The 21,061-nt window shown below is 35.4% G+C and carries 21 protein-coding genes and 3 tRNA genes; 12 read left to right on the top strand and 12 right to left on the bottom strand.

What is annotated here, in order from left to right:
* The 12 genes from RT037_RS05860 to RT037_RS05805 form a co-directional block, all read right to left on the bottom strand.
* Complete coding sequence (locus RT037_RS05860; RefSeq protein WP_313028779.1) at positions 1 to 636, bottom strand: acetyltransferase; 636 nt, start codon at positions 634 to 636, stop codon at positions 1 to 3.
* Between the two features lie 10 nt (positions 637 to 646).
* On the bottom strand, positions 647 to 1,729 hold the full coding sequence (locus RT037_RS05855) for a DegT/DnrJ/EryC1/StrS family aminotransferase (RefSeq protein ID WP_313028778.1): 1,083 nt from the start codon (positions 1,727 to 1,729) through the stop codon (positions 647 to 649).
* Positions 1,726 to 3,129, bottom strand: coding sequence for a lipopolysaccharide biosynthesis protein (locus tag RT037_RS05850; RefSeq protein ID WP_313028776.1), 1,404 nt, complete (start codon positions 3,127 to 3,129; stop codon positions 1,726 to 1,728). Before RT037_RS05850 ends, RT037_RS05855 begins: the two co-directional genes overlap by 4 nt.
* Positions 3,130 to 3,164: 35 nt before the next feature.
* Positions 3,165 to 5,504 carry a polysaccharide biosynthesis tyrosine autokinase gene (locus RT037_RS05845; RefSeq protein ID WP_313028774.1) on the bottom strand — a complete coding sequence of 780 codons (2,340 nt, stop codon included), beginning with the start codon at positions 5,502 to 5,504 and terminating at the stop codon, positions 3,165 to 3,167.
* Positions 5,505 to 5,508: 4 nt separating this feature from the next.
* Complete coding sequence (locus RT037_RS05840; protein ID WP_313028773.1) at positions 5,509 to 6,219, bottom strand: polysaccharide biosynthesis/export family protein; 711 nt, start codon at positions 6,217 to 6,219, stop codon at positions 5,509 to 5,511.
* Positions 6,220 to 6,326: 107 nt separating this feature from the next.
* The gene (locus tag RT037_RS05835) at positions 6,327 to 6,962 is read right to left on the bottom strand and encodes an outer membrane beta-barrel protein (protein ID WP_312323012.1); all 636 of its coding nucleotides are present in this window, start codon (positions 6,960 to 6,962) and stop codon (positions 6,327 to 6,329) included.
* Between the two features lie 81 nt (positions 6,963 to 7,043).
* Positions 7,044 to 7,472, bottom strand: a complete 429-nt coding sequence (locus RT037_RS05830) for a regulatory protein RecX (protein ID WP_312323014.1) — start codon at positions 7,470 to 7,472, stop codon at positions 7,044 to 7,046.
* A gap of 151 nt (positions 7,473 to 7,623) precedes the next feature.
* On the bottom strand, positions 7,624 to 8,895 hold the full coding sequence (gene glyA, locus RT037_RS05825) for a serine hydroxymethyltransferase (protein WP_313028770.1): 1,272 nt from the start codon (positions 8,893 to 8,895) through the stop codon (positions 7,624 to 7,626).
* 455 nt (positions 8,896 to 9,350) lie between these two features.
* The gene (locus RT037_RS05820) at positions 9,351 to 10,070 is read right to left on the bottom strand and encodes a DUF6090 family protein (RefSeq protein WP_313028768.1); all 720 of its coding nucleotides are present in this window, start codon (positions 10,068 to 10,070) and stop codon (positions 9,351 to 9,353) included.
* Between the two features lie 93 nt (positions 10,071 to 10,163).
* Positions 10,164 to 10,619 carry a hypothetical protein gene (locus tag RT037_RS05815; RefSeq protein WP_313028766.1) on the bottom strand — a complete coding sequence of 152 codons (456 nt, stop codon included), beginning with the start codon at positions 10,617 to 10,619 and terminating at the stop codon, positions 10,164 to 10,166.
* Entirely contained in the window at positions 10,619 to 10,999 is a 381-nt protein-coding gene (locus RT037_RS05810; protein ID WP_313028764.1) for a RidA family protein, read from the bottom strand. The genes RT037_RS05815 and RT037_RS05810 overlap by 1 nt, the downstream gene beginning before the upstream one ends.
* A 47-nt stretch (positions 11,000 to 11,046) precedes the next feature.
* Positions 11,047 to 13,632, bottom strand: coding sequence for a putative LPS assembly protein LptD (locus RT037_RS05805; RefSeq protein ID WP_313028762.1), 2,586 nt, complete (start codon positions 13,630 to 13,632; stop codon positions 11,047 to 11,049).
* A 45-nt stretch (positions 13,633 to 13,677) separates the two neighbouring features.
* On the opposite strand from RT037_RS05805, the gene RT037_RS05800 reads away from it, so the two are divergent.
* The 12 genes from RT037_RS05800 to RT037_RS05745 all read left to right on the top strand — a co-directional run bounded on the left by RT037_RS05800 (position 13,678) and on the right by RT037_RS05745 (position 21,017).
* Entirely contained in the window at positions 13,678 to 14,979 is a 1,302-nt protein-coding gene (locus RT037_RS05800; RefSeq protein ID WP_409529545.1) for an N-acetylmuramoyl-L-alanine amidase, read from the top strand.
* 58 nt (positions 14,980 to 15,037) lie between these two features.
* Positions 15,038 to 15,109: transfer RNA gene (locus RT037_RS05795), tRNA-Glu, on the top strand.
* 86 nt (positions 15,110 to 15,195) lie between these two features.
* Positions 15,196 to 15,450 (top strand): 30S ribosomal protein S20, encoded by a 255-nt coding sequence (rpsT, locus tag RT037_RS05790; protein WP_079668198.1) that lies wholly within the window; start codon positions 15,196 to 15,198, stop codon positions 15,448 to 15,450.
* An 11-nt stretch (positions 15,451 to 15,461) separates the two neighbouring features.
* Positions 15,462 to 15,533: transfer RNA gene (locus RT037_RS05785), tRNA-Glu, on the top strand.
* A gap of 384 nt (positions 15,534 to 15,917) precedes the next feature.
* Positions 15,918 to 16,172 carry a 30S ribosomal protein S20 gene (gene rpsT, locus RT037_RS05780; protein WP_079668198.1) on the top strand — a complete coding sequence of 85 codons (255 nt, stop codon included), beginning with the start codon at positions 15,918 to 15,920 and terminating at the stop codon, positions 16,170 to 16,172.
* A gap of 11 nt (positions 16,173 to 16,183) precedes the next feature.
* Positions 16,184 to 16,255 (top strand) — tRNA-Glu (locus tag RT037_RS05775).
* 185 nt (positions 16,256 to 16,440) lie between these two features.
* A complete protein-coding gene (locus RT037_RS05770; RefSeq protein ID WP_313028757.1) occupies positions 16,441 to 16,899 on the top strand; it encodes a hypothetical protein in 459 nt (152 codons plus the stop codon).
* Between the two features lie 86 nt (positions 16,900 to 16,985).
* Positions 16,986 to 17,741: an MG2 domain-containing protein gene (locus RT037_RS05765; protein WP_313028755.1), complete on the top strand. Its 756-nt coding sequence runs from the start codon at positions 16,986 to 16,988 to the stop codon at positions 17,739 to 17,741.
* Between the two features lie 69 nt (positions 17,742 to 17,810).
* Positions 17,811 to 18,062 (top strand): hypothetical protein, encoded by a 252-nt coding sequence (locus tag RT037_RS05760; protein ID WP_313028753.1) that lies wholly within the window; start codon positions 17,811 to 17,813, stop codon positions 18,060 to 18,062.
* Between the two features lie 15 nt (positions 18,063 to 18,077).
* Positions 18,078 to 19,829 carry a hypothetical protein gene (locus RT037_RS05755; protein WP_313028751.1) on the top strand — a complete coding sequence of 584 codons (1,752 nt, stop codon included), beginning with the start codon at positions 18,078 to 18,080 and terminating at the stop codon, positions 19,827 to 19,829.
* Positions 19,762 to 20,427: a hypothetical protein gene (locus RT037_RS05750; RefSeq protein ID WP_312321569.1), complete on the top strand. Its 666-nt coding sequence runs from the start codon at positions 19,762 to 19,764 to the stop codon at positions 20,425 to 20,427. The genes RT037_RS05755 and RT037_RS05750 overlap by 68 nt, the downstream gene beginning before the upstream one ends.
* A 182-nt stretch (positions 20,428 to 20,609) precedes the next feature.
* Positions 20,610 to 21,017, top strand: a complete 408-nt coding sequence (locus tag RT037_RS05745; RefSeq protein WP_313028750.1) for a type II 3-dehydroquinate dehydratase — start codon at positions 20,610 to 20,612, stop codon at positions 21,015 to 21,017.
* The last annotated feature ends 44 nt before the right edge of the window (positions 21,018 to 21,061 follow it).

The following is a 21,061-nucleotide window of genomic DNA, read 5'->3' as shown; positions in this document are numbered from 1 at the left end:
TTAAACCAAATTTTTCTTTACTACAGCAGGTATACCCGCTACCATTACATTTTCAGGAACATCTTTTGAAACGACAGCACCCGCCGCAACAACCGAGTTTTCGCCAATCTTTACACCAGGCAGAATGACTGCCCCGGTTCCTATAAAAACCCCATCGTCTATAACGCAGTTTCCCGAAATACTTACTCCCGGACATATTTCACAAAACTCCCCAATCACAACATCGTGTCCCAAAGTAGAATTCAGATTCACCATCGTTCCTCTTTTAATGTGAACATCGTTTGTTATAATGACCCCTCCGGTTATAATTACGCCCTCTTCAACTACATTCCCAAAACTGCCTATCTGCGCATTTTCACTGATGACAGATGAAAATCTACCACCAATATTTTCAAACTTTTCCGCTAGTATTTTCCTAAGTTTCGGATTTCCTATTCCAACGGTGAAACGGCCGTCAGTCTGCTTAAGAACAATTTCAGCATCCGTCAGGTTCCTGATGACAGGAAACGTATCGTACAATGTATCCGGCAGATTGGCCGTTACATCGTCATAAAAATACAGCTGGTCAGTTTCCCCCCGCTGATGGAGTATTTCCAGAACTTCTTTTGCAAATCCTTTGGCGCCTACTATAATCATGTCTTAGCTTTTAATTGTTCTGTACCCTGAGCATTAATCGGCAGATTAAATCAACCTCCTCTTCTGTTAAGTCCACATAAAGTGGCAAACATAGGACCCGTCGGGAAATATCCTCTGTAACCGCTAAATGTTGCGGGACAATATAAGGTAATGCCGTGGCGAGCGAGGGATAAAAATACCTTCGGGTAAATATTTCATGGCTCTTCAGCAGTTCCACACACCTCAGCATCAGTTCTTCCGACTCAAAGACAATCGGATAGTAGGCATAATTGTTATCGGAACCCGCGTGCCATACCGGCCTCCTTGCCTTTAGATTCCTGAGTTTATCATCATATCTTTCGGTCAGCAGTTTCCGCTGCTGGTGAATGCGGTCGATATACTTAAGATTGGCCAGACCCATGGCGGCATGAAACTCTGAGTTTTTTCCGTTCAGACCCAGTTCCGCAAAATGCTCAGGCCCGTTGAACCCGAAGTTGCGGATAAAAGCCAGCTTCTTCAGCAGGTCTGCATCTTTGGTGATTACAAGACCGCCTTCCACCGAGTGGTAGAGTTTCGTGGAATGTAGGGAACAGGTGGAAATGTCCCCGTATTCGAAAATTGATTTACCGTTCACCTCTACTCCGAAAGCATGCGCTGAATCGTAAATCACCTTCAGATTGTGCTTTTCAGCAATCGCCTCAATCTTCTCCACATCACAGGGATTGCCGTAAACATGCGTTGCTAGTATTGCCGAAGTCTTGTTGGTAATAGCGGCTTCAATCAGGTTAGCATCAATGTTCAGTGAGTCCTCATCAATATCCACAAAAACCGGCGTGCAGCCTTCCCACACAATACTGCTCGTAGTCGCTACAAAAGAAAAAGGGGTGGTAATGATCTCGCCCTTAAGATCCAGCGCTTTGATGGCCATCTGCAGTGCCACGGTACCGTTGGTGACGAAGAGTAAGTAATCAAGATTCAGATGTTCCTTAAGGCGGAGTTCCAGGTCACTGGCAAGCGGACCCATATTGGTAAGCCATTGCCGCTTCCAGATGCCATTCATCATTTCGGTATATTCTTCTTGCGGTGGTAAAAAAGGCTTTGTAACTGGTATCATTTTTTTAGAAACTCTTTAGCGTAATTAATTTCTTTAAACTTAAACAGATAAGCTAAGCTCAAATATAATGAAAAATAGGTAAGCAATATGATAATTATGGTTAGAAGATCATACATATCAATCAACAAATAATGGTAAACTAAATAAGATACAACCCCACAAAGTCCTGCTAATGCGATGCTTGGGATAAGATCTCTGCATTGATCCCACATTGAATATTTTAGGAATCTTCCAGTGTAATAAGTATTAACAAATAAAGCCAGTATAGAGCTAACCACCTGTCCCCATAACAATCCGAAAATTCCAAAGTTAATTGAAACTAAAACAATGCTTACAATTAGTATTTTTTTGATGACTTCGAGTCGTAAAAATAAATCGGAACGACCTTTTACTTTTAATACATTTAGATTGTAAGAATGAATAGGAAGAAGTATTCCTGCTATTGATAGAATTTGAAAATAAGGAACTGCAGGCAGCCATTTATCTGTAAACAAAAATCTAATTAACGGCATAGCTACTACTACCATGTACATGAGTGTTGGCGCAATTATAAAAATAACAAGCTTTAATAATTTTGCGTAGACTTCTCTCAATTTAATATCATTATGACTAATTTTTGCAAACAAAGGGAAGGTTACTTTATTAAGCGCATTAGACAGATTACTAACTGGCAATTGCTTCAACGAGTCCGCTCTATTATAATAGCCGAGTTGCTGAAGTGAAAATAATTTTCCTATTAGTACAATATAAAGATTCTGAAACAAAATATCCAACAGGCCAGATAAAGTCATCTTATAACCAAAACTAAAATGGTATTTAAATTTTTCTTTATTAAATACCCATTGCGGACGCCAGCTACTGTAGAACCAGTGTTGTAAGGTAAAAATTATACTTTGTAAAATAGCAGAATATACCAGAGACCACACACCATAACCTACATAAGCTAATACAATTCCTGTAATTCCTCCAATAATTAAAGATGGTAACTGAATTTTAAAGGCTGTTTTAAAATTCAGTTCCTTAACAAAATGTGTTCGTTGTACCGTAACAAATGAATTAATAATGAGTATCAAAGCATATACTCTCACTAAATCTGTTATAATGGGTAACTGATAAAAACTAGAGACCAAAGGCGCAATAAAAAAAACGACTAGATATGCGAAGATTGCAACTCCAATATTAAAATAAAATACAGTGGAATAGTCATCATCTGTCACATCCTTTGTTCTAATAAGGCTAGCACCCATACCACCGTCTATTAATGCGCTTGCAACTCCGATAAAGATTCCAAACAAAGCTATAGTTCCAAAATCGGTAGGAGTCAATAATCTAGCAAGGATAATACTAATTCCAAAACTAATTAATTTTGATCCAAATTGTTCAGCAAAGGTCCACACCATGCCAGAACGAGCTTGTTGCTTTAATGACATTATGCTTATCTATTTAGAAGCTTTGTAATGAAAGATTGCGACCTTGTCTCATTATAATAGCCATAACCGTAACCATATTTGTTAGCATAGCGAGAGAATTGTGGTTTCACATTATTTAGCACAAAAGACATGTTATTAACATTATTTTCCATCATAAAATTCTCAGCAAAAAGTAACATTTCTTTTTCAGTATAATTTGCTTTAGCGACATACAAAATGTAATCTGATTGATCAACCAAATTAAGGGTATCACTGACCAGCATCATGGGAGCCGAGTCCATAACAATATAATCATACTTAGTCCGTAGATATGTAATCATATCATCAAACTTATCCATGTCCAATAAATCATTCGGATTAGGCGATTTGGCACCACTAAAGAAAATATCTAAGTTGGCGTTAATTCGAGAATCTATAATGTAAGCCTCTGGCGTTATATCATCAGACACCAAATAATCTGTCAATCCGATTTTTGATTTATGTACAAAACGCTGTAGTTGAGGGTTTCTAATATCGGCGCCTATAATCAACACCTTTGCGTTCCCAGATAAACTCACTGCCAGATTCATAGAAATAGTGGTTTTCCCCTCACCTTTTACAGAAGAAGTTACCAAAATAGTGGCACTCTTTTGATTAGCTCCTTTTACCTTGAGCATGTGCTTAAGATTAGAAGCCAAAATTCTAAAAGACTCTGCATAAACGGTAAAGTCATCCAGCTTCATCAATTCCTCTTTATCATTATTCTCAGGAATTTCACCGATTAGGCTAGCATTGCTTAACACGCTATCCATGTCTTCCTTACTATAAATCTTAGTATTAAGCAAAAGCTTAATAAAGATAAACAATAGTGGCAGGATAACACCTAAAGCAATAGCCGAATACAAAATCATTTGTCCTTTAGGCGCTACTATACCAGTTGTGTATGGAGGATTAACTACTTTAGCCTTTGGTAAGGCAACAGCTAGATTAATAGAATTCTCTTCTCGTTTTTGCAACAAAAATAGAAACAATGCCTCTTTAAGGTTTTGTTGTCGATCGATACTTCGAAAAATACGTTCTTGCTTAGGAAATTTATTGATTTTTGATTGATCAGCATTAATATCAGATTGCAAGCGTGACATATTATCTTGAAGACTACGTCTTACATCACCAAGATTAGCACGAATACCTTCCTTCAATATACCAATTTGTTTATTCATCTCGACAACAGCAGGGTTCTGATTTGTTGCCTGTTTAAGAACACGGTTGCGCGTTAATACCAACTCATTATATTTAGATATCTGTGAGTCAATAGATGATGATAGTCCAAGTCCAGTAGGTAACAAATTCTGAGAACTATTATTGGAAAGTTGATAGACAGAATTAACTAAATCATATTGTGTAGCAATACCCAACAATTCTTTAGTATTAGCATTAACATTACTTAGCGCCATCTGCGCTTGGGCAGCAAGATCCGTAATTTGATAATCTTTCTTGACCCCTTCTTTTTGGTTTTCGATACCCTCTAACTCGTCTGTGATTATCTGTAAACGCTTATCAATAAAGTCAGCTGTAAATTGTGCCTCCTGATTCTTATCCTTGATCCCCTCGGCATTATACACATTAACTAATTCCTTAAGTATAGCTTCCGATTTACGATAAGAAGCACTCGTCATACTAATATCCATCAAAAGACTTTTATAGATACTAACATTTAAAGCTCCCTCCAGACCAGAAATAACATTTTTAGGGTTCGTAAAAACAACTTTGGTATTTTTCACCTCTATGCTAGGAAATTTTCTCTCAAAAACAACCTTACCAAATCCTAAATCAACCACCTGTCCAAAGTTGTATTTTTTAAGATTCTTACCTTCAACATCTGATAATGTGAAACTGCTTGTATTTTTAGATTCTATAAGATAAGAAACCCCACCAAACTGCTCCGGATTCTTCAGCTCAACAATACGTGCTTTAATAGGCAGCTCGTTATAATATTCGACCTCTTTAATAGCACCTACCGAATAATACTTAACATCAAGATTGAGATTTTTAACAACTTGTCCAAGGATAGGCTTAGAAACCATAACAACGGTTTCTGCATCAAGTTCTTCATTGGAAACCCCAACCCCAAGATTCTTTAAATCGTTGAGCGCCTGTTGTGCAGCACGAGGCGATGTCTGTTCAAACTTAAGAGTTGTTTTACTAAAATATTGTGGCGGTGTATAGCGTAAATAAATTTTCGCTGCTGTATAGAATAGTAGCGGAAATATCAAAAATAAAGGCCAAAACTTAACGTATTTTTTAAGTTCTTTCTTTAAATTGATCTTATGTTTTCTCGATGCAGTTTGATTATCTAATAACTCCATTAACCTACTTAAATCTTATAATTAACGCGATAGTTGCCATTAACACTCCGAAAAGCTGAAAATACAATGACTTGTTCGGGTTGGTATTCGCCGCAATTTGTTTGTTTTTATCTGGCTCTACGTAGACAATATCATTTTGCTGTAGATAATAATATGGCGAATTGACAATATTACTTTCGGACAAATTAAGAGCAACAACCTCATCCTTGGCTTGGGATTCGGAATAACGTATAAGCTTTACATTGGTACGGTCGCCTCCATCCGTCATATCTCCTGCTAAAGCAATAGCTTGAAATATATTAAGGCGTTCAGTCGTACTGGTCTTTTGCCCAGGACTCTTCACCTCCCCAATAACACTCACATTAAAATTGACAAGTTTTACATTAACCAAAGGATCTGTTAGATATTGCTTCAATCGTACTTCTAAATCCTGTTTCAATTGTTGCTTGGTCATCCCTTTACAATAAATCTGTCCCAATACAGGCATCACAACATAACCTTCGCTGGAAACAATATATTGATTGGCTTTGGTAACAACACCACTTGATGATGGATCCACACCAGCATTAGTCTGCTCCATCGTGCTTAGGTTAAAAGGCTTAACTGCAATATCATCATAGGCCGAAACCACAATCTCTAAAACATCTCCTTCTTGAAGTTTCAAACCATTATAACGCGCTTCAGATACTTCCTGATCAAAATTATGGTTTTGCATATAAACCATATTTTCTTTGGGCTTACAAGAAACAATTATGAGAAAAAAAAATAGTAGAGAACAGGTTACAACACCTCTCTTGTTATTCATCATCCGTGAAAATTAAATTAATCGAAAGATTTGATGTAATAATTAACACCAAGACCTAATAAACGATTATATGTTGAAGTTTTATTAGCGGCATCATAATCAGGATAAATTTTGCTAAATCCTCTATCGAATCTTACAAAAATCTCCCAATCATCTTGTACTCTTAGTCCTGCACCAACAGACAAGCCGTAACCAAAGCTATTGATTTTATCTTCCTGTCCAGCGTACATTGCATAACCTTCTGGGCCTTTTCGATCATTATAGACTAAAAACTCAAATCTTGGACCAGCCATCAAAAACAAATCGCTTTTCCAACCACTTCTATGAAAGAAGTATTTTACATAAACAGGAACACCTAGATAATAATTTGGAAATTGCTGCTTATCCTTATTACTATAAGGTTGAGCATTCTCTCCTTGCATACTAAATTCTAACTGCGGAACCAGATAAAGCCACGCAGAGTCGAAAATATCATTATCTACGATAGGAATTTCTCCAAAAACACCAACACCACCTCCCCATGCTGGTTTAGAAACATCATGAACATGTACGATAGAAGATCTATGTATATTTGCTGTAGCTCCTAATTTAAAGCTTTGAGCCGACATAAAACCTATAGTCAAAAGAAAAAGAACAATCGATGCTTTTTTCATAGTTATTATCTTAAAAATATTTGACGAAAGTAAGGATTTTTCATTAATAATTTCAAAATTTTTACTAAATTAATCTAAGTTTCATATACTAGAGTTTTCAAAAGCGTCTAAAATGCAATCATATTCATAACCTTTAGACAGTAAAAACTTGATAATTTTATTTTTCTTCTTAAACAAATTCGATTCGTTATTAGAATCGGATTGCTTTTCTATATATTCTATAATTTGTTTTTGATAGTCGCCATCATCAATCTCATCCCAACAACGACCAATCAGCTTATCATTTATTTGTTTTTGTTTGAGATTAATTTTTATTTTGTTACGTCCCCAGTGTTTAATATAAAATTTTCCACGAATATAACTTCTCACAAAACGTTCTTCATCCAAATATTTTTCTTGAATAAGATACATCAAAATCTCTTCTTTAGCTTCCGGAATTAACAAAAACTCACGCATCTTCTGTTCAACCTCATAATGACAACGATCCTGATAAACACAATAATTGAGCATTTTAAGTTTAATTTCAGTAAAGGTGTAGGATTTTTTTTCCACTAGACAATTAGCTTTTAATAATATTTAATACAAAAGAACCTCAAATTTAAAGCAAAAAAATTCCAAAGCCTTACGACGTTGGAATTTTATTTATTTTAAAAACGAAATTTTAATAATTGAAAAGCGCTTTTCCTTCCATTAGTTGGTTAACTTTCGTTCTAACAGATGCTAAAACTTCTTCGTTTTTGATGTTATCAACCACTTCAGAAATTAATGAAGCAATAGCTTCCATATCATTTTCTTTAAGACCTCTTGTTGTAATGGCCGCTGTCCCTAATCTAATACCAGAAGTTGTGAATGGTGACTTATCATCAAACGGAACCATATTTTTATTACACGTGATATCTGCTTTTACCAAAGCTTTTTCCGTTTCTTTACCGTTAACATTTTTGTTACGAAGATCCACTAACATCAGGTGATTATCAGTTCCGCCACTTACGATATCAAAACCATTTGCAATCATTGCTTTTGCTAAAGCTTGTGCATTGGCTTTCACTTGTTTTGCATAAACCTCAAATTGTGTATCAATCGCTTCTCCAAAAGCTACCGCCTTACCAGCGATAACATGCTCTAGCGGACCACCCTGGATTCCTGGGAAAACAGCAGCATCCAAAACTTGACTCATCATTTTGATGTCACCTTTTGGTGTTTTGTGCCCGTAAGTGTTTTCAAAATCTTTACCCATCATAATCATACCACCACGAGGTCCACGCAGCGTCTTGTGCGTTGTTGTCGTCACCACATGACAATGATCGAAAGGATTATTAAGAAGTCCTTTAGCAACAAGCCCTGCTGGATGCGCAATATCAGCCCACAGTGTAGCACCAATTTCGTCAGCTACTTCACGGAATTTAGCATAATCCAAATCTCTAGAATAAGCAGAGAAACCAGCAATCATCATTTTTGGTTTTTCACGAAGCGCTACCTCACGCATTTGATCATAGTCGATAAGTCCTGACTCACGATCTACGCCATAAGAAACAACATCATATTGTATCCCCGAAAAGTTAACCGCAGAACCATGTGTTAGGTGACCTCCCATCGAAAGATCCATCCCCATAATTTTGTCGCCAGGTTTTAACACGGCTAAATAAATTGCAGCATTAGCCTGAGAACCAGAATGCGGCTGTACGTTCACATAGTCGACACCGAAAAGTTGCTTTGCGCGATCGATCGCTAAAGTCTCAACCTCGTCTACCACTTCGCAACCACCATAATATCTTTTACCAGGATAACCTTCTGCATACTTATTAGTAAGCACACTTCCCATCGCTTTCATTACATTATCTGACACGAAGTTTTCTGATGCGATAAGCTCGATGCCGTGTGTTTGTCTTTGTCTTTCTTTCTCGATAAGGTCGAAGATGATATCCTGATTCATTATTAAAGTATTTTAAATTTTATGCTGTTCGAAATTAAGCCAATCCTAGTTCAAAAACAAATTATCTTCATAGGATTTGGATGATAAGTTTTAGTTTATCAACACTTATCATTTATTTCATTTTTTTTCATGAATAAAACAACATGTATTTCTAGTTCCAAACTATTCTTCCGAATACGCATCGACACATCAAGAATTTGCAAATTGTCAATCGGATATCAATAACAATTCTCTTAAATTCTTTTTTGTATTTTTAAAATCAGCTTTATCTCTGAAACTACATCGCATGTTCAAAAAAAACAAGAAAACATTTTGGATTCTAATGTCCTTGCTTGCTATTCTATTATTTTTAAAAAAATGTAGGCCTTATAATATTTCAACATCGGATATTTTTAGAAATTCGGAACTTAATAAGGCTCCCAAATTTGGAAATAAAATAAGTTTTAATGACTATACTAATGCTTATACTCGCGGTCGATTTTAGTAATAATTTTTTCCATTTGTTTAATGCACATCGTGTAATTACCAATTATTTGATCCACAGCCGAGAGATAGACTTTGCTTCGATTCTTGATAGGATCAGAAGAAATCATTTTTAAAAAATTGCCGTCTGGATAGTTTTGAACATGATCAAAAAGGAAATCTGCATATTTTAGCTTCTGAGCTTTGTAGAAATCTGTCGACGTTATTAAAAGCGGGACATCTTCCTCATAAAAGTCTAAAATATCATTCTGAAGTTCTTCATTCTCTATAAAACCTATTTTACCAGAAGATTTAAAACCTTGATATCGCCCTTGATTACCATTAAATCCAGTAAAATTAAATAAGAAATCTCGGTTAAGATGAATAGAATCTTTGTCCGCAACTTGACCATTTGGGATTTTCGCAATGTATCCAAAGAATTTTTTCTGATTTTTATAAGCTTCCAAATCCCCTTGCATTTCTGCAATGTCGCTTCTCAAATCTTTTTTAATACCAAGCAAAAAATGTTTCACTTCTTTCTGCTCGTGTCGCTCTTCGCTCCAATTATGAAAAGCGATAGAAACCGATACTGCAAAAATGATGATGGCGATTTCCATACCAATTTCCTTAAGCTTATGGAGTGCTTTATGCTCTTTGGATTTTGCAGTGCCGTAGATTTTCTTTGTCGATTTAGCAACTTCTAATTCTGCCATGTTTAGTTGTTTTAGTTTTTCTTTTACAAATATCTTTTAAAATTTTAAAAAGTCAACTAAACGACATAAAAAAAAGCAAACCAAAAGGCTTGCTTAGTTATGATTAATCTGATTCTTTTTTGCATCTGCTTTCTTTTTCCGTTCGTAGATCACTTCCACGATTTTCCCTCCAATCCAAGAGAATGGAAAAAAGACTAGAAATATCGAAATTTTATAAAACGTGGGATGATAAGGATATATAATAATATCAAGCATTGCGATGAAAAGCATGATAAAACCTATCAAAATAGCATAAGCTACTTTTGCATATTTAACAATGAGAGCCGTCACAACACCGCCGATGCTTACACCAAGTCCACCGAAAAATAACAAAGCTGCAAAAAAGCTTTCTTGATCTTTAACCGCAATTAATTGTTGTTTCCAATGCTCAAATGGCGCCCATTCTTCATAGTTAATCCAGCTCGGGTTAATGCGTATCCCCAGCGAAATAATGAGTCCTGCCACAACAAGCCCACAGATGACACCAAATAAGTTTCTTAAAAAATTCATTAATCTGCGTGTGCAATCATAGAAATTTCTACATCTACATTTTTAGGAAGACAAGACACTTGCACTGTTTCTCTAGCTGGGAAAGCAGCGGCATCTAGGTAAGATGCATAGATATCATTCATCACAGCAAAGTCGTCCATACTTTTTAAGAAAATTGTAGCTTTAACAACATGGCTAAATGTCAAACCAGCTTCTGTTAAGATAGCTTCTAGATTTTTCATCACTTGATGCGTACTTTTTTCGATGCCTTCAGCAAGTTTACCAGTTTCTGGATCTACCGGAATCTGTCCCGAAATATAGAGTATGCCATTTGCCATATTAGCTTGAGAATATGGACCAATCGCGCCTGGCGCTTTATCTGTATTGATGATTTTCTTCATAGTTTATTGTTGATTTCGCTTACAAATCTAAGCATTTTTATCAATTTTTAGAAGCTACTTCTTGGTTGGGTAAAGCTTCGATCTTTGTATTTAATAGCATCGCTCAAGATATTGGCTTTAATACCGATAAAGAAGTCATAGACTTTGTAAACACCGAAAGGCACCCAGTTGAAGCTAATCGTAAAGCTTCGTTGATCACGAGAAAAACCTAATGATGCTTGTGATATTTCTTTTGATATAAAGTCGTAAGATGCCCGACCTGTTATATTCCAAAAAGGTGTTAGCTTGATGTTTCCGTCTAATCCTGCGGTTGCCATTTTGGTTCCGAATAATGACAAGCCTCTTGTATAAGCATAATTTGCATTAATTCGTAAACTCCAAGGTTGTGTAAATCTCGCATAATTATCCTCATCAAAATAATACTCTTCGTTACGGATTTCACCTTTCTTTTTATAGATTTTGCCTAATTCCTCTTTCTTACCAAAAATCTCATCGCTTAATGAATAACCTAACTGCAAATTAAAACCTTGCAAACTGAAATGTCCAAAATCTTCTGTACGCACGCCATTATTACCTGTCGCATCATATAGAATTTTGTAAGGTTCTAAAGTTAACATCGTATTAACCGTCAACTTACTATTAAAGAAAGACGACTGAGAGCTAACACTAATCACCGACCATTTGTTCTTATCTGCTGCAAAGTTGTAGTTACCAGAAATGTTTAAGTTTTCAAAAATCTTAAGTTTTTTAACACCAGTTGAGTCTGACTTAGACTTCACTTTCATTTCTAAATTATTAGCGATATTAAAACCAATACTTTGTGTAAGTCCTGCACTTGGCGTACCATAAATACCACCTTCAAAAATAGAATAGGTAGTCATCTCGCCGCGAGACCCATAAAACGCTCGATAATAGCCCCAATTTTTAGCAGCAAAATCTGGCGTATAATTAAAACTAACACTTGGTGTCACCATGTGACGAATCGCCTCGATAGTTGATCCATTTTTAAAGTTTAAAAACTTATAAAGCACTGTTTGCAAACTCGCTGAAGTACTGAAGGTTGAAAACCCAGCAAACTGATTTTTACTAATATTATCAACTTTATCTGTCAAAATATTGTAACGCTTTTCGAGCGTTTTCGTTGTTAAAACATTGTCCACATTCGCACTTAGCGTAAAAGTCAAATATTTAGCAATACTCGTATTGGTCGACAAGGCAATATTATTACGAAGCCCCGTCTTCATATCCTTCCACATTTGATCTTTGAAAAGCTCAGCTTCTGTCGTTTGCACATAGTTGGACATTGACAAGCCTGTGTTAACGGTCATATTCTCCAAAAGTCCAGTTCGCATACCTGTTTTTGGTTTAAATAAATAAAACTGACTCATCGCCACCGTTAAATCTGGTAAACGAATATCCGTAATTCCTGTCGCAAAATTCTGTGAATAAGTCGCATTGGCGTTAATAGTAATCGGCAAGCTCAAAAAACGTTTTTGGATGCTAACTCTTGAGGTTTGACTTGTTTTTAGATTTTCGTTATTGTAAATATAATTGTTGTTCAAAAGGTTGCTATAGAACTTTTGACTTGTAATATCCACTGCTGCATTAAATGTAAATAGCGGATTGGCTTTACTATCTTGCGTGTGCGTCCAACCAATTTTGTAGGTCGACGATCGCGAATAGTCATCCAAACCTTTTATCCCTCGAACAATAGTCCCAATCTCCGCATTGAAACGTCCACTGTAACGGTATTTTTTGAGATAATTCATCTCTGGGCGTAGATTCCAGCTACCTTTTGTATAAAGATCCGATAGAATTTTTAAATCAAAATGTTCCCCAATAGGTTGATAATAGCCGAGACCATTTAAGAAGAAACCAACATCCTGACGCTCTCCAAAACTCGGTATCAAAATACCAGCAGAACGTTTTTCCGAAAATGGCAAAATCGCAAATGGCATTACCAAAGGTGTTGGCACTTGCTCGATATACATCTGGATCGGCCCTGTAATAACCTGAGAACTTTCTTTACCTTTTACTAATTTAATATTCGGAGCTAGCAAATAATAATCCGCTATTGTATCTTTCTTCTGAATAAAATAAGTGTCTGTCGTATATTTTCCGTTTCTCATAAAGAATACAGAGTCGTTATACTTTTTGGTTTTTTGCGCTACAATAACGCCTTCACTCTCTTCAGTTCTGGCATTAAAAGCAACCGCTTGTTTCGTTTTATAATCGTAGATAACTTCGTCGTATTCATACTTTTTACCGGCTTGCGTAGCGACCGCAGGTTCTTTAACGCGATCTTTCTCGTCCAATCCTCCACGCGCATAGATTTTACTATTCGACCAATCGATTCGGATATAGTCGGCATCAATCTGCATATCTTGGTAGATGACCTGTGCATTTTTTTCGAGGAAGGTTTGTTTTGTGGAAAAAGAATTGCGTTCTACATCGGCTTTTGTTTTAACAATGCCCTCTAATTGCTCCTTTGCAGGAATCGTATCATTCTTACGAATGGTATCTTGTTTCGTCCCAATTTCAATAGTTTTAATAGGCTTTTGTTGTGCTAAAAAACTGTTAAAAATTAGGAAAATTAAAAATAGTGGTATATTTTTGAAAATGCTTTTGCCCAAATCAGTACATCTGTAATTCGGGTCAAAATTAATTAATTTTTAAAAATTAATATGTTTACTAAAGAATTTTATTCCAAAAAATATATTAGCATACTTCTAGTATTGCTTTCAGTCTTAGGTTTTAGCCAGAAAAAATTCACTGTTGTATTGGATGCAGGACACGGTGGATCGGACATTGGCGCTAACAGAAACTATAGCGACCTCGGGCGAGTACAAGAAAAAGATATCACCTTGGGCGTTGTTTTAAAACTAGGCAAAATGCTCGAAAAAAATAAAGATTTCAAGGTTATCTATACAAGAAAGATAGACGAATATCCTTCTTTGACTTCTAGAACAGACCTTGCCAACCGAAATAAAGCGGACTTTTTTGTATCCGTACACGTTAACTCTTCGCCAGGAAGTAGCATTACAACCCAAGGCACCGAAACTTTTGTACAAGGACCTAACCAAAATAAAGCAAACCTGGAAGTTGCAAAAGCTGAAAACGAAGTGATATTCTTAGATGAAAATGACAAACAAAATTTCGCCAACTATGATCCACGTTCTCCAGAATCTTTAATTGCATTAAAAATTCAGCAGAGCAAATACTTGGAAGCTAGTCAATGGCTAGGTGGCCTTATCGAAGAAAATTTCGTGAAAGACAACAACCGCTTTTCTCGTGGTGTAAAACAAGCTGACCTACACGTACTCAGAAAAAATGCGATGCCGTCAGTACTTGTAGAAACTGGATTCGTTAATAATTATGACGACGCCGCTTATCTTACTTCCGAGAAAGGTCAAAAAGAAGTTGCAGAAAGCATTTACAAAGCTTTATTAGATTACAGAAAAGCTATCAATGGAGGATTTGTAGCAACGAAAGAAGCAGAACCAGTAAAACCGGCTGAAATCCCAATGAAAAATGATTTCAGAATCTTGTTGATGAGCACCGCAACACGATATAACGAAAATGATGCTGCATTAAAAGGTTTAAATTATATTTTACCAATCAAAGAAAACAACGTTTACAAATATTATTACGCCGTTACAAATCTTGCATCTGTAAGAGATAACAATCTAAAAACTGCTAAAGATGCTGGTTTCAAAAACGCCATGGCAATAAGTTTCTTACCTAATCAGACTTTAGGATTTGGATATTATACGCTAGAAGTAGCCGTTAGTGAGGACAAATTAAAAAGCGATTCTTACCTTCTAAAAACCCTGAAAGACGTGGAAAGAACCAAAGAAAAAGGAATTTTCTACTACACTTATGGTAAATATAAAACTTTGGAAGACGCTGTTACTGCACAAAAAGACATTGAAAATAAAGGCATTAAGAATTCTATCATTCAAAAAGTCTTGAAAAACTAGAAAAAGATTTGCAAGGAATAAAAAAAGTATCTACTTTTGCAACCACAAAAAAACGAATGGCCTATTCGTCTAGTGGTAAGGACTCCAGGTTTTCATCCTGGCAACAGGGGTTCGATTCCCCTATAGGCTACGAAAAATTAATTTTGAAAAAATCTGCAAAAAAGATTTTGAAGTTTAAAAAATATTCATATCTTTGCAGTCAATTTTTAGGAAGTTATGGCAAATCATAAATCAGCTCTGAAAAGAATCAGACAGAACGAAAAAAGAAAATTAAGAAACAGATACTATCACAAGACTGCTAGAACAGCTTTGAAAGTATTACGTAATGAAACTGAAAAGTCTGTAGCTACTGAGCAATTACCAAAAGTAATTTCTTTGTTAGACAAGTTGGTGAAGAAAAACATCATTCACAAAAACAAAGCTGCAAACTTAAAAAGCAAATTGACTAAACACGTTAACAAGTTAGCGTAAGACGATAAAATGGCCCGTTCGTCTATCGGTTAGGACCTCAGATTTTCATTCTGGTAAGAGGGGTTCGATTCCCCTACGGGCTACTTAAAACCTTCAGATTTTTCTGAAGGTTTTTTTGTGTTCTTATTTCCCAGAGTCATATCTTGTTTAGTCAAAAACAAAATTTTAAATCTCAAGTTTTTTTATTCAAACTAAATGCATCCAATCTTATAGAAGAATTTCATCAATATTAAGTTGCTAAAACAAGCTAAATTAAGAATGATTATTAAACAGGACTAACTTACCTACTTATCGGCTAATTTCATCGAAAAAAGAAGAATTAGCATTCGAAAAAGTAATATTTACGAAAGCACCCAGAGCTTAATAATCGCTTATTAATCCTTTTCAGAAGGAAATTTCATTATTTTTAAAAAAAGATTTTGAAGTTTAAAAAATATTCATATCTTTGCACCCAAGTTTTAGGAGTTATGGCAAATCATAAATCTGCTCTGAAAAGAATCAGACAGAACGAAAAAAGAAAATTAAGAAATAGATACTATCACAAGACAGCTAGAACAGCTTTGAAAGTATTACGTAATGAAACTGAAAAGTCTGTAGCTACTGAGCAATTACCAAAAGTAATTTCTTTGTTAGACAAGTTGGTGAAGAAAAACATCATTCACAAAAACAAAGCTGCAAACTTAAAAAGCAAATTGACTAAACACGTTAACAAGTTAGCGTAAGACGATAAAATGGCCCGTTCGTCTATCGGTTAGGACCTCAGATTTTCATTCTGGTAAGAGGGGTTCGATTCCCCTACGGGCTACTTAAAACCTGCAGATTTTTCTGAAGGTTTTTTTTGTGTTTATAGTTTATCTTTTTACATCAAAAAATTTTTCGTCATAAGGAAATTTTACAAAAACATTTTTAGTATGTTTAATTCAGTTAAGTTTCTATAAAATCCAGATTGTAAAATCTAAGAATAGAATTTAATAATAAGCTAAAAATGAAATGCTGAAAAACTACCTACTTCTATTATTAGTTGCGCTATACTCGTGTACGACATCTCCCATCCGTACCGCAACAACAAATGATAAAGCCGACTTCGGTATTAGCAATCCCACGAAAGCTCTTTTTTTTGTTCAGAATGAAAACTTAAAAGCAAACGAGCAACAACTAAAAGAACACACCGAATTATCTAACAAAATCTACAACAGCTTTGGTGGCGCAACAGACAAATTGTTCGTGGGAAGAACCAATGCTAAAACTTTTAAATTCTCAAACGGAACAACAACTTGGTATGCGGATGTCAATACATTGAATAGACCAACAGCCATGATCCTTTTTGATGGAGAACATTCTCCGCTAATTGAATACAAAACTTCGAAATATGAGAATTTAATAAAGAACAAATTTGGGATCGTTATCAACTTAACCAAAAACAAATTACCTCTCGAAATCCCCATTTAATAGAGAAAAACTTTAGAAGTGACGATTACAAACTAACAACATTTCAGGATTTCAAAGCACACCAAACCTTTGTTGCAATCCCGCCTTTGGATGAATTACTTTTCGAAATAGAATATGTTTATCCCAATGGTACAACGAAAAGTACCAACATCTCCGTTACATATATTTTTCATATTAAACGATATGAAGATGATAACAAAGTAAGTTTTCAAGTTCTGAATTCTAAAACTGGACAAAATCTAGCAAATTCGGATTATGTCATGTATCAAAACATAAACGATTATGAAAACAAATACGACAACAAACGCGAGAACAAGCTTATAAAAACAGGCAGCGGAACAACCGACGCATCGGGCATTTTTTTACTTCCAAAATCAAAAGACCGCGAATATGACGACAGCATTATCTACGTCCCTGCTTCCAAAAAGCATTTGGTGATCGATCGCGATTACGATGATATTAGAAATAACCGAAACGAAGAACCAGAAAACCAAACCAGAATCCTTAAGAACATTATTATTTTTACGGATCGTGCAATTTATCGTCCTGGACAAAAAGTCTTTTTTAAAGGGATTTTAAAACAAGAATATTACGATCAAACAAAAGTTATTGGTAAGCAAAAAGTAACTGTCATTCTAGCTGATACCAACGGCAAAGAAGTTTCAAAAAAGGAATTGGTCACTAACGATTTTGGTAGCGTTTCAGACGAATTTCTATTACCTGGTGGTGGATTGACTGGCGAATATTCTATCGAAATGCAAGCTAAGTTTGATAATTCTAAAAACAAAAATGACGACGATGACGACAACTATGCAGCTGGTAATCTATACTTTCGTGTTTAAGAATACAAAAGACCAAAATTTCAGGTTAGAATAATTCCTGCTAAAGAAACTTACACGCTCGGCGAAAAGGTGAAAATCTCTGGAACATGCGAAGCTTTTTCTGGCGCAAATATTTCTAAAGCTACTGTAAAATACATTATCAAACGACAAGAAACTGTTATCTGGAGAAGTTACAATGACTATTTTTATCGTCCTTACAGATCGCCTCTAACGGAAATAAAACAAGGCGAAACAACGACCGATGACAACGGGAATTTCACTTTTGATTTTGACGCTTTAGCTGACGAAAAATCACAAAGCAAACCGCGCAGTTATCAATAGTCGGTTTCGGTTTACATGACAGATGTTAATGGTGAGTCGCAAAGCAAAGAGTCAACCATAAATGTTGGTGATTTAAAAGCTAAACTAGAGCTCGACATTCCTGAAAAAAGACTTCAAAGCGAATGGAATCAACTAAAAATTTCGGCTACCAATCTTAATGATCAAAATATTGAAAAGAAAGGAAATCTTAAGGTTACAAAACTATTAACAGAAGATAAAATTCTGCAACCAAAATATATTGCACAAGCACGTTACAATAGATATTACACACCAAAAAATAATGATAAAGAACTCAACTATTCTATTTATTACAAAGAATTGTTTGATGTTTACTTTCCCTGCATCAGTCATTACGGTTTGGAAGTGAATAAACCTATTCAAAAAGTTGAAAATATATTTTCAAAAAACTTTACTACTGGTGACACTGAAGACATCAAACTCAGCAAAAATACACAAGCCGGAAAATATCTTATAGAAGCCGAATCTATCATTGATCGTGATACTATAAAATCATTTAAAATTGTTGACATCCTTGATGATAAAACTTTAAAAAACGGAATCCCTACTTACTTTGCAATGCAAGTTGATAAATCATCGTACAAAGTTGGCGAAAAAGCAACAATTAGTTTTCTAACCGATTTTAAAGAAGGTTTTGTTAATTATCGTTTTATTAAAAACAATATTCCGGAAAACTTCCAACAAATCGCCATCAAAAACGGGAAAACCGACATTAATTATACCTTCACAGATAAGGATATCAAAAAATCCATAGCTATAGAATATGACTTTATCCACGATACAGACTTTGCAAAAGCATTGATTGCCTTTGATGCTAAAGAAAATATCGACCGAGAACTAGAAAGCACCACCGAAGTTTTTCGGAATAAAATCCAACCTGGCGTTCCAGAAAAGTGGATCTTGACAATTAAAGGTAAGGATAAAGACAAAATAAATGCAGAAGTTCTGGCGACAATGCATGACGCTTCATTAGATCAGTTCGAGAAAAATGAATTTCGCTTTACGCTCTACATTCCTCAAAACAATGGACTTTACCGATATTACCGTTATGATCGTTACAATCCTAGCATGGACGATTTTTTTGGTGACCTGCAAAGTCTAAGTAGTGAAAACGAGAATTTTTATAAAACAAAATATAATCTAAAAGAAGGAACATTATATCCGACGCCCAATGCGCCTATTTTTAATTACACGGATATTAGAGACCGTCGAGAGTCTTTATCGCGTCCACTTGCGAGTATGGCGCAAAAGGATGCATCCATTGAAGAAATTGTTGTTACAGGCTATGCAGGAAAAAAATCGGAACCGACTGCAGCAGTCACAATCATTGATGGTAAAATCCTCAACAAAGCAATTTGTGAAGATGAAATCGCTGAGATTAAAAAGTTAATTCCAGAAGAAGCGGTGGCAATTTATGGTCAAGAAGCGGCTGGCGGAGCGACGGTAATCATTACAAAACAAGCTTTACAACAAGAGCTTCTCAACAACGTTAAAGCCAGAACCAACCTTAATGAAACTGCGTTTTTTATGCCAAATCTTTACACAGATTCGGACGAAAATATCAAGTTAGAGTTCACTTCGCAAGAAGCATTAACACAATGGAAACTTTTACTTCTTGCGCACACCAAAGATCTTAAAACAGGCTCTGCAAACTTACTATACACAAACGCAAAAAGAGTTGATGATTACACCGAATTCGCCGCGATTTTTAAGACAAGACGACAAAATACAATTATCAACACAGCTTGATAATCTTTCGGATAAAGACCTTTCGACGGATGTTATGTTACAGTTTTTTGACGCGTCAACCAACGAAGTTTTGGACTCTGCTTTTGTAAATACAAATAATTTAAGAAAGATTAAAATCGGTGCTAAAGCTTCGGCAGAAATCAATTGGGACATGAAAGTTCCGAAAGCTATGGACAATGTTAGCTACCGATTTTTTGCAAAAAGTCAAAATTTTTCGGATGGAGAAGAAAATACAATTCCTATTCTAGCAAACCGAATGTTGGTAAAGGAAACGCTTCCGATTTTCATTAAAGAAGGACAAAACAGAATTTTCACAATGAATTCTTTGTTTAATGACACATCAACTTCGGTCTCTAACTTTAATCTAACGGTTGAGATGACGACCAATCCGCTTTGGTTTGCGGTGATTTCGATTCCGTATCTTAGAACTTATCCGCACGAATTTTCAAAACAGCTTTTCAGTCGACTTTACGGAAATATGTTATCGACTTACATCCTGAATTCGTCACCGAAGATTAAAAAGATCTTTGATGAATTTAATGCTAAAGAAACGCCAACCAATCCACTTGAAGCCAATCAAGAATTGAATATCAATTAAAAGCGAATAACATTGGCGAATTTTCGGATGTCATTACAACTTTCGAAAATATGTACGCGCCAGCAATGAGCGCACATACAGAAGGAAAACATGTAACGATTGTAAAATAATTATTGAACTTGATTAAAAACTTTTCTTAAATTTTTTAAATCATTAACTTTGAAATTCAATTTTACAAAACAATGAAAATCCTCATCATTAACGGTCCCAATCTTAATCTTTTGGGCACACGCGAACCCGACATTTATGGTTCCGAAACTATGGAAGCGCGTCTTGATTTACTAAAAAAAGAATTCGCGAATGATGAGATTTTGTTTTATCAATCCAACATCGAAGGCGAAATTATCAACCGCTTGCAAGAAGATGATTTTGATGCTTTAGTGATTAATCCAGGTGCCTTTACACATTATTCTTTTGCAATTGCTGATTGTTTAAAAAACATTTCGAAACCGAAAGTAGAAGTGCACATTAGCAATATTTACAAAAGAGAAGAATTCCGAAAAAAGTCGGTAACAGCCGAACAATGCGACACCGTCCTCAGCGGATTTGGCTTGAAAGGCTATCAACTCGCTATCCAAAGTTTAAAATAAATAAAAAAAGAATCTCGATTGAGATTCTTTTTTATGTTTATAAC

Source organism: Soonwooa sp. (assembly GCF_032062245.1).
Taxonomy (GTDB): Bacteria; Bacteroidota; Bacteroidia; order Flavobacteriales; family Weeksellaceae; genus Soonwooa.
This window is presented reverse-complemented; position numbering and strand designations above follow the sequence as displayed.

Coding starts and splice junctions, on each gene's coding strand:
- RT037_RS05860 (WP_313028779.1), bottom strand. CDS start 636: ATGATTATAGTAGGCGCCAAAGGATTTGCAAAAGAAGTTCTGGAAATA.
- RT037_RS05855 (WP_313028778.1), bottom strand. CDS start 1,729: ATGATACCAGTTACAAAGCCTTTTTTACCACCGCAAGAAGAATATACC.
- RT037_RS05850 (WP_313028776.1), bottom strand. CDS start 3,129: ATGGTGTGGACCTTTGCTGAACAATTTGGATCAAAATTAATTAGTTTT.
- RT037_RS05845 (WP_313028774.1), bottom strand. CDS start 5,504: ATGGAGTTATTAGATAATCAAACTGCATCGAGAAAACATAAGATCAAT.
- RT037_RS05840 (WP_313028773.1), bottom strand. CDS start 6,219: ATGCAAAACCATAATTTTGATCAGGAAGTATCTGAAGCGCGTTATAAT.
- RT037_RS05835 (WP_312323012.1), bottom strand. CDS start 6,962: ATGAAAAAAGCATCGATTGTTCTTTTTCTTTTGACTATAGGTTTTATG.
- RT037_RS05830 (WP_312323014.1), bottom strand. CDS start 7,472: ATGCTCAATTATTGTGTTTATCAGGATCGTTGTCATTATGAGGTTGAA.
- glyA (WP_313028770.1), bottom strand. CDS start 8,895: ATGAATCAGGATATCATCTTCGACCTTATCGAGAAAGAAAGACAAAGA.
- RT037_RS05820 (WP_313028768.1), bottom strand. CDS start 10,070: ATGGCAGAATTAGAAGTTGCTAAATCGACAAAGAAAATCTACGGCACT.
- RT037_RS05815 (WP_313028766.1), bottom strand. CDS start 10,619: ATGAATTTTTTAAGAAACTTATTTGGTGTCATCTGTGGGCTTGTTGTG.
- RT037_RS05810 (WP_313028764.1), bottom strand. CDS start 10,999: ATGAAGAAAATCATCAATACAGATAAAGCGCCAGGCGCGATTGGTCCA.
- rpsT (WP_079668198.1), top strand. CDS start 15,196: ATGGCAAATCATAAATCAGCTCTGAAAAGAATCAGACAGAACGAAAAA.
- rpsT (WP_079668198.1), top strand. CDS start 15,918: ATGGCAAATCATAAATCTGCTCTGAAAAGAATCAGACAGAACGAAAAA.
- RT037_RS05770 (WP_313028757.1), top strand. CDS start 16,441: ATGCTGAAAAACTACCTACTTCTATTATTAGTTGCGCTATACTCGTGT.
- RT037_RS05755 (WP_313028751.1), top strand. CDS start 18,078: ATGACAGATGTTAATGGTGAGTCGCAAAGCAAAGAGTCAACCATAAAT.
- RT037_RS05750 (WP_312321569.1), top strand. CDS start 19,762: ATGATTACACCGAATTCGCCGCGATTTTTAAGACAAGACGACAAAATA.
- RT037_RS05745 (WP_313028750.1), top strand. CDS start 20,610: ATGAAAATCCTCATCATTAACGGTCCCAATCTTAATCTTTTGGGCACA.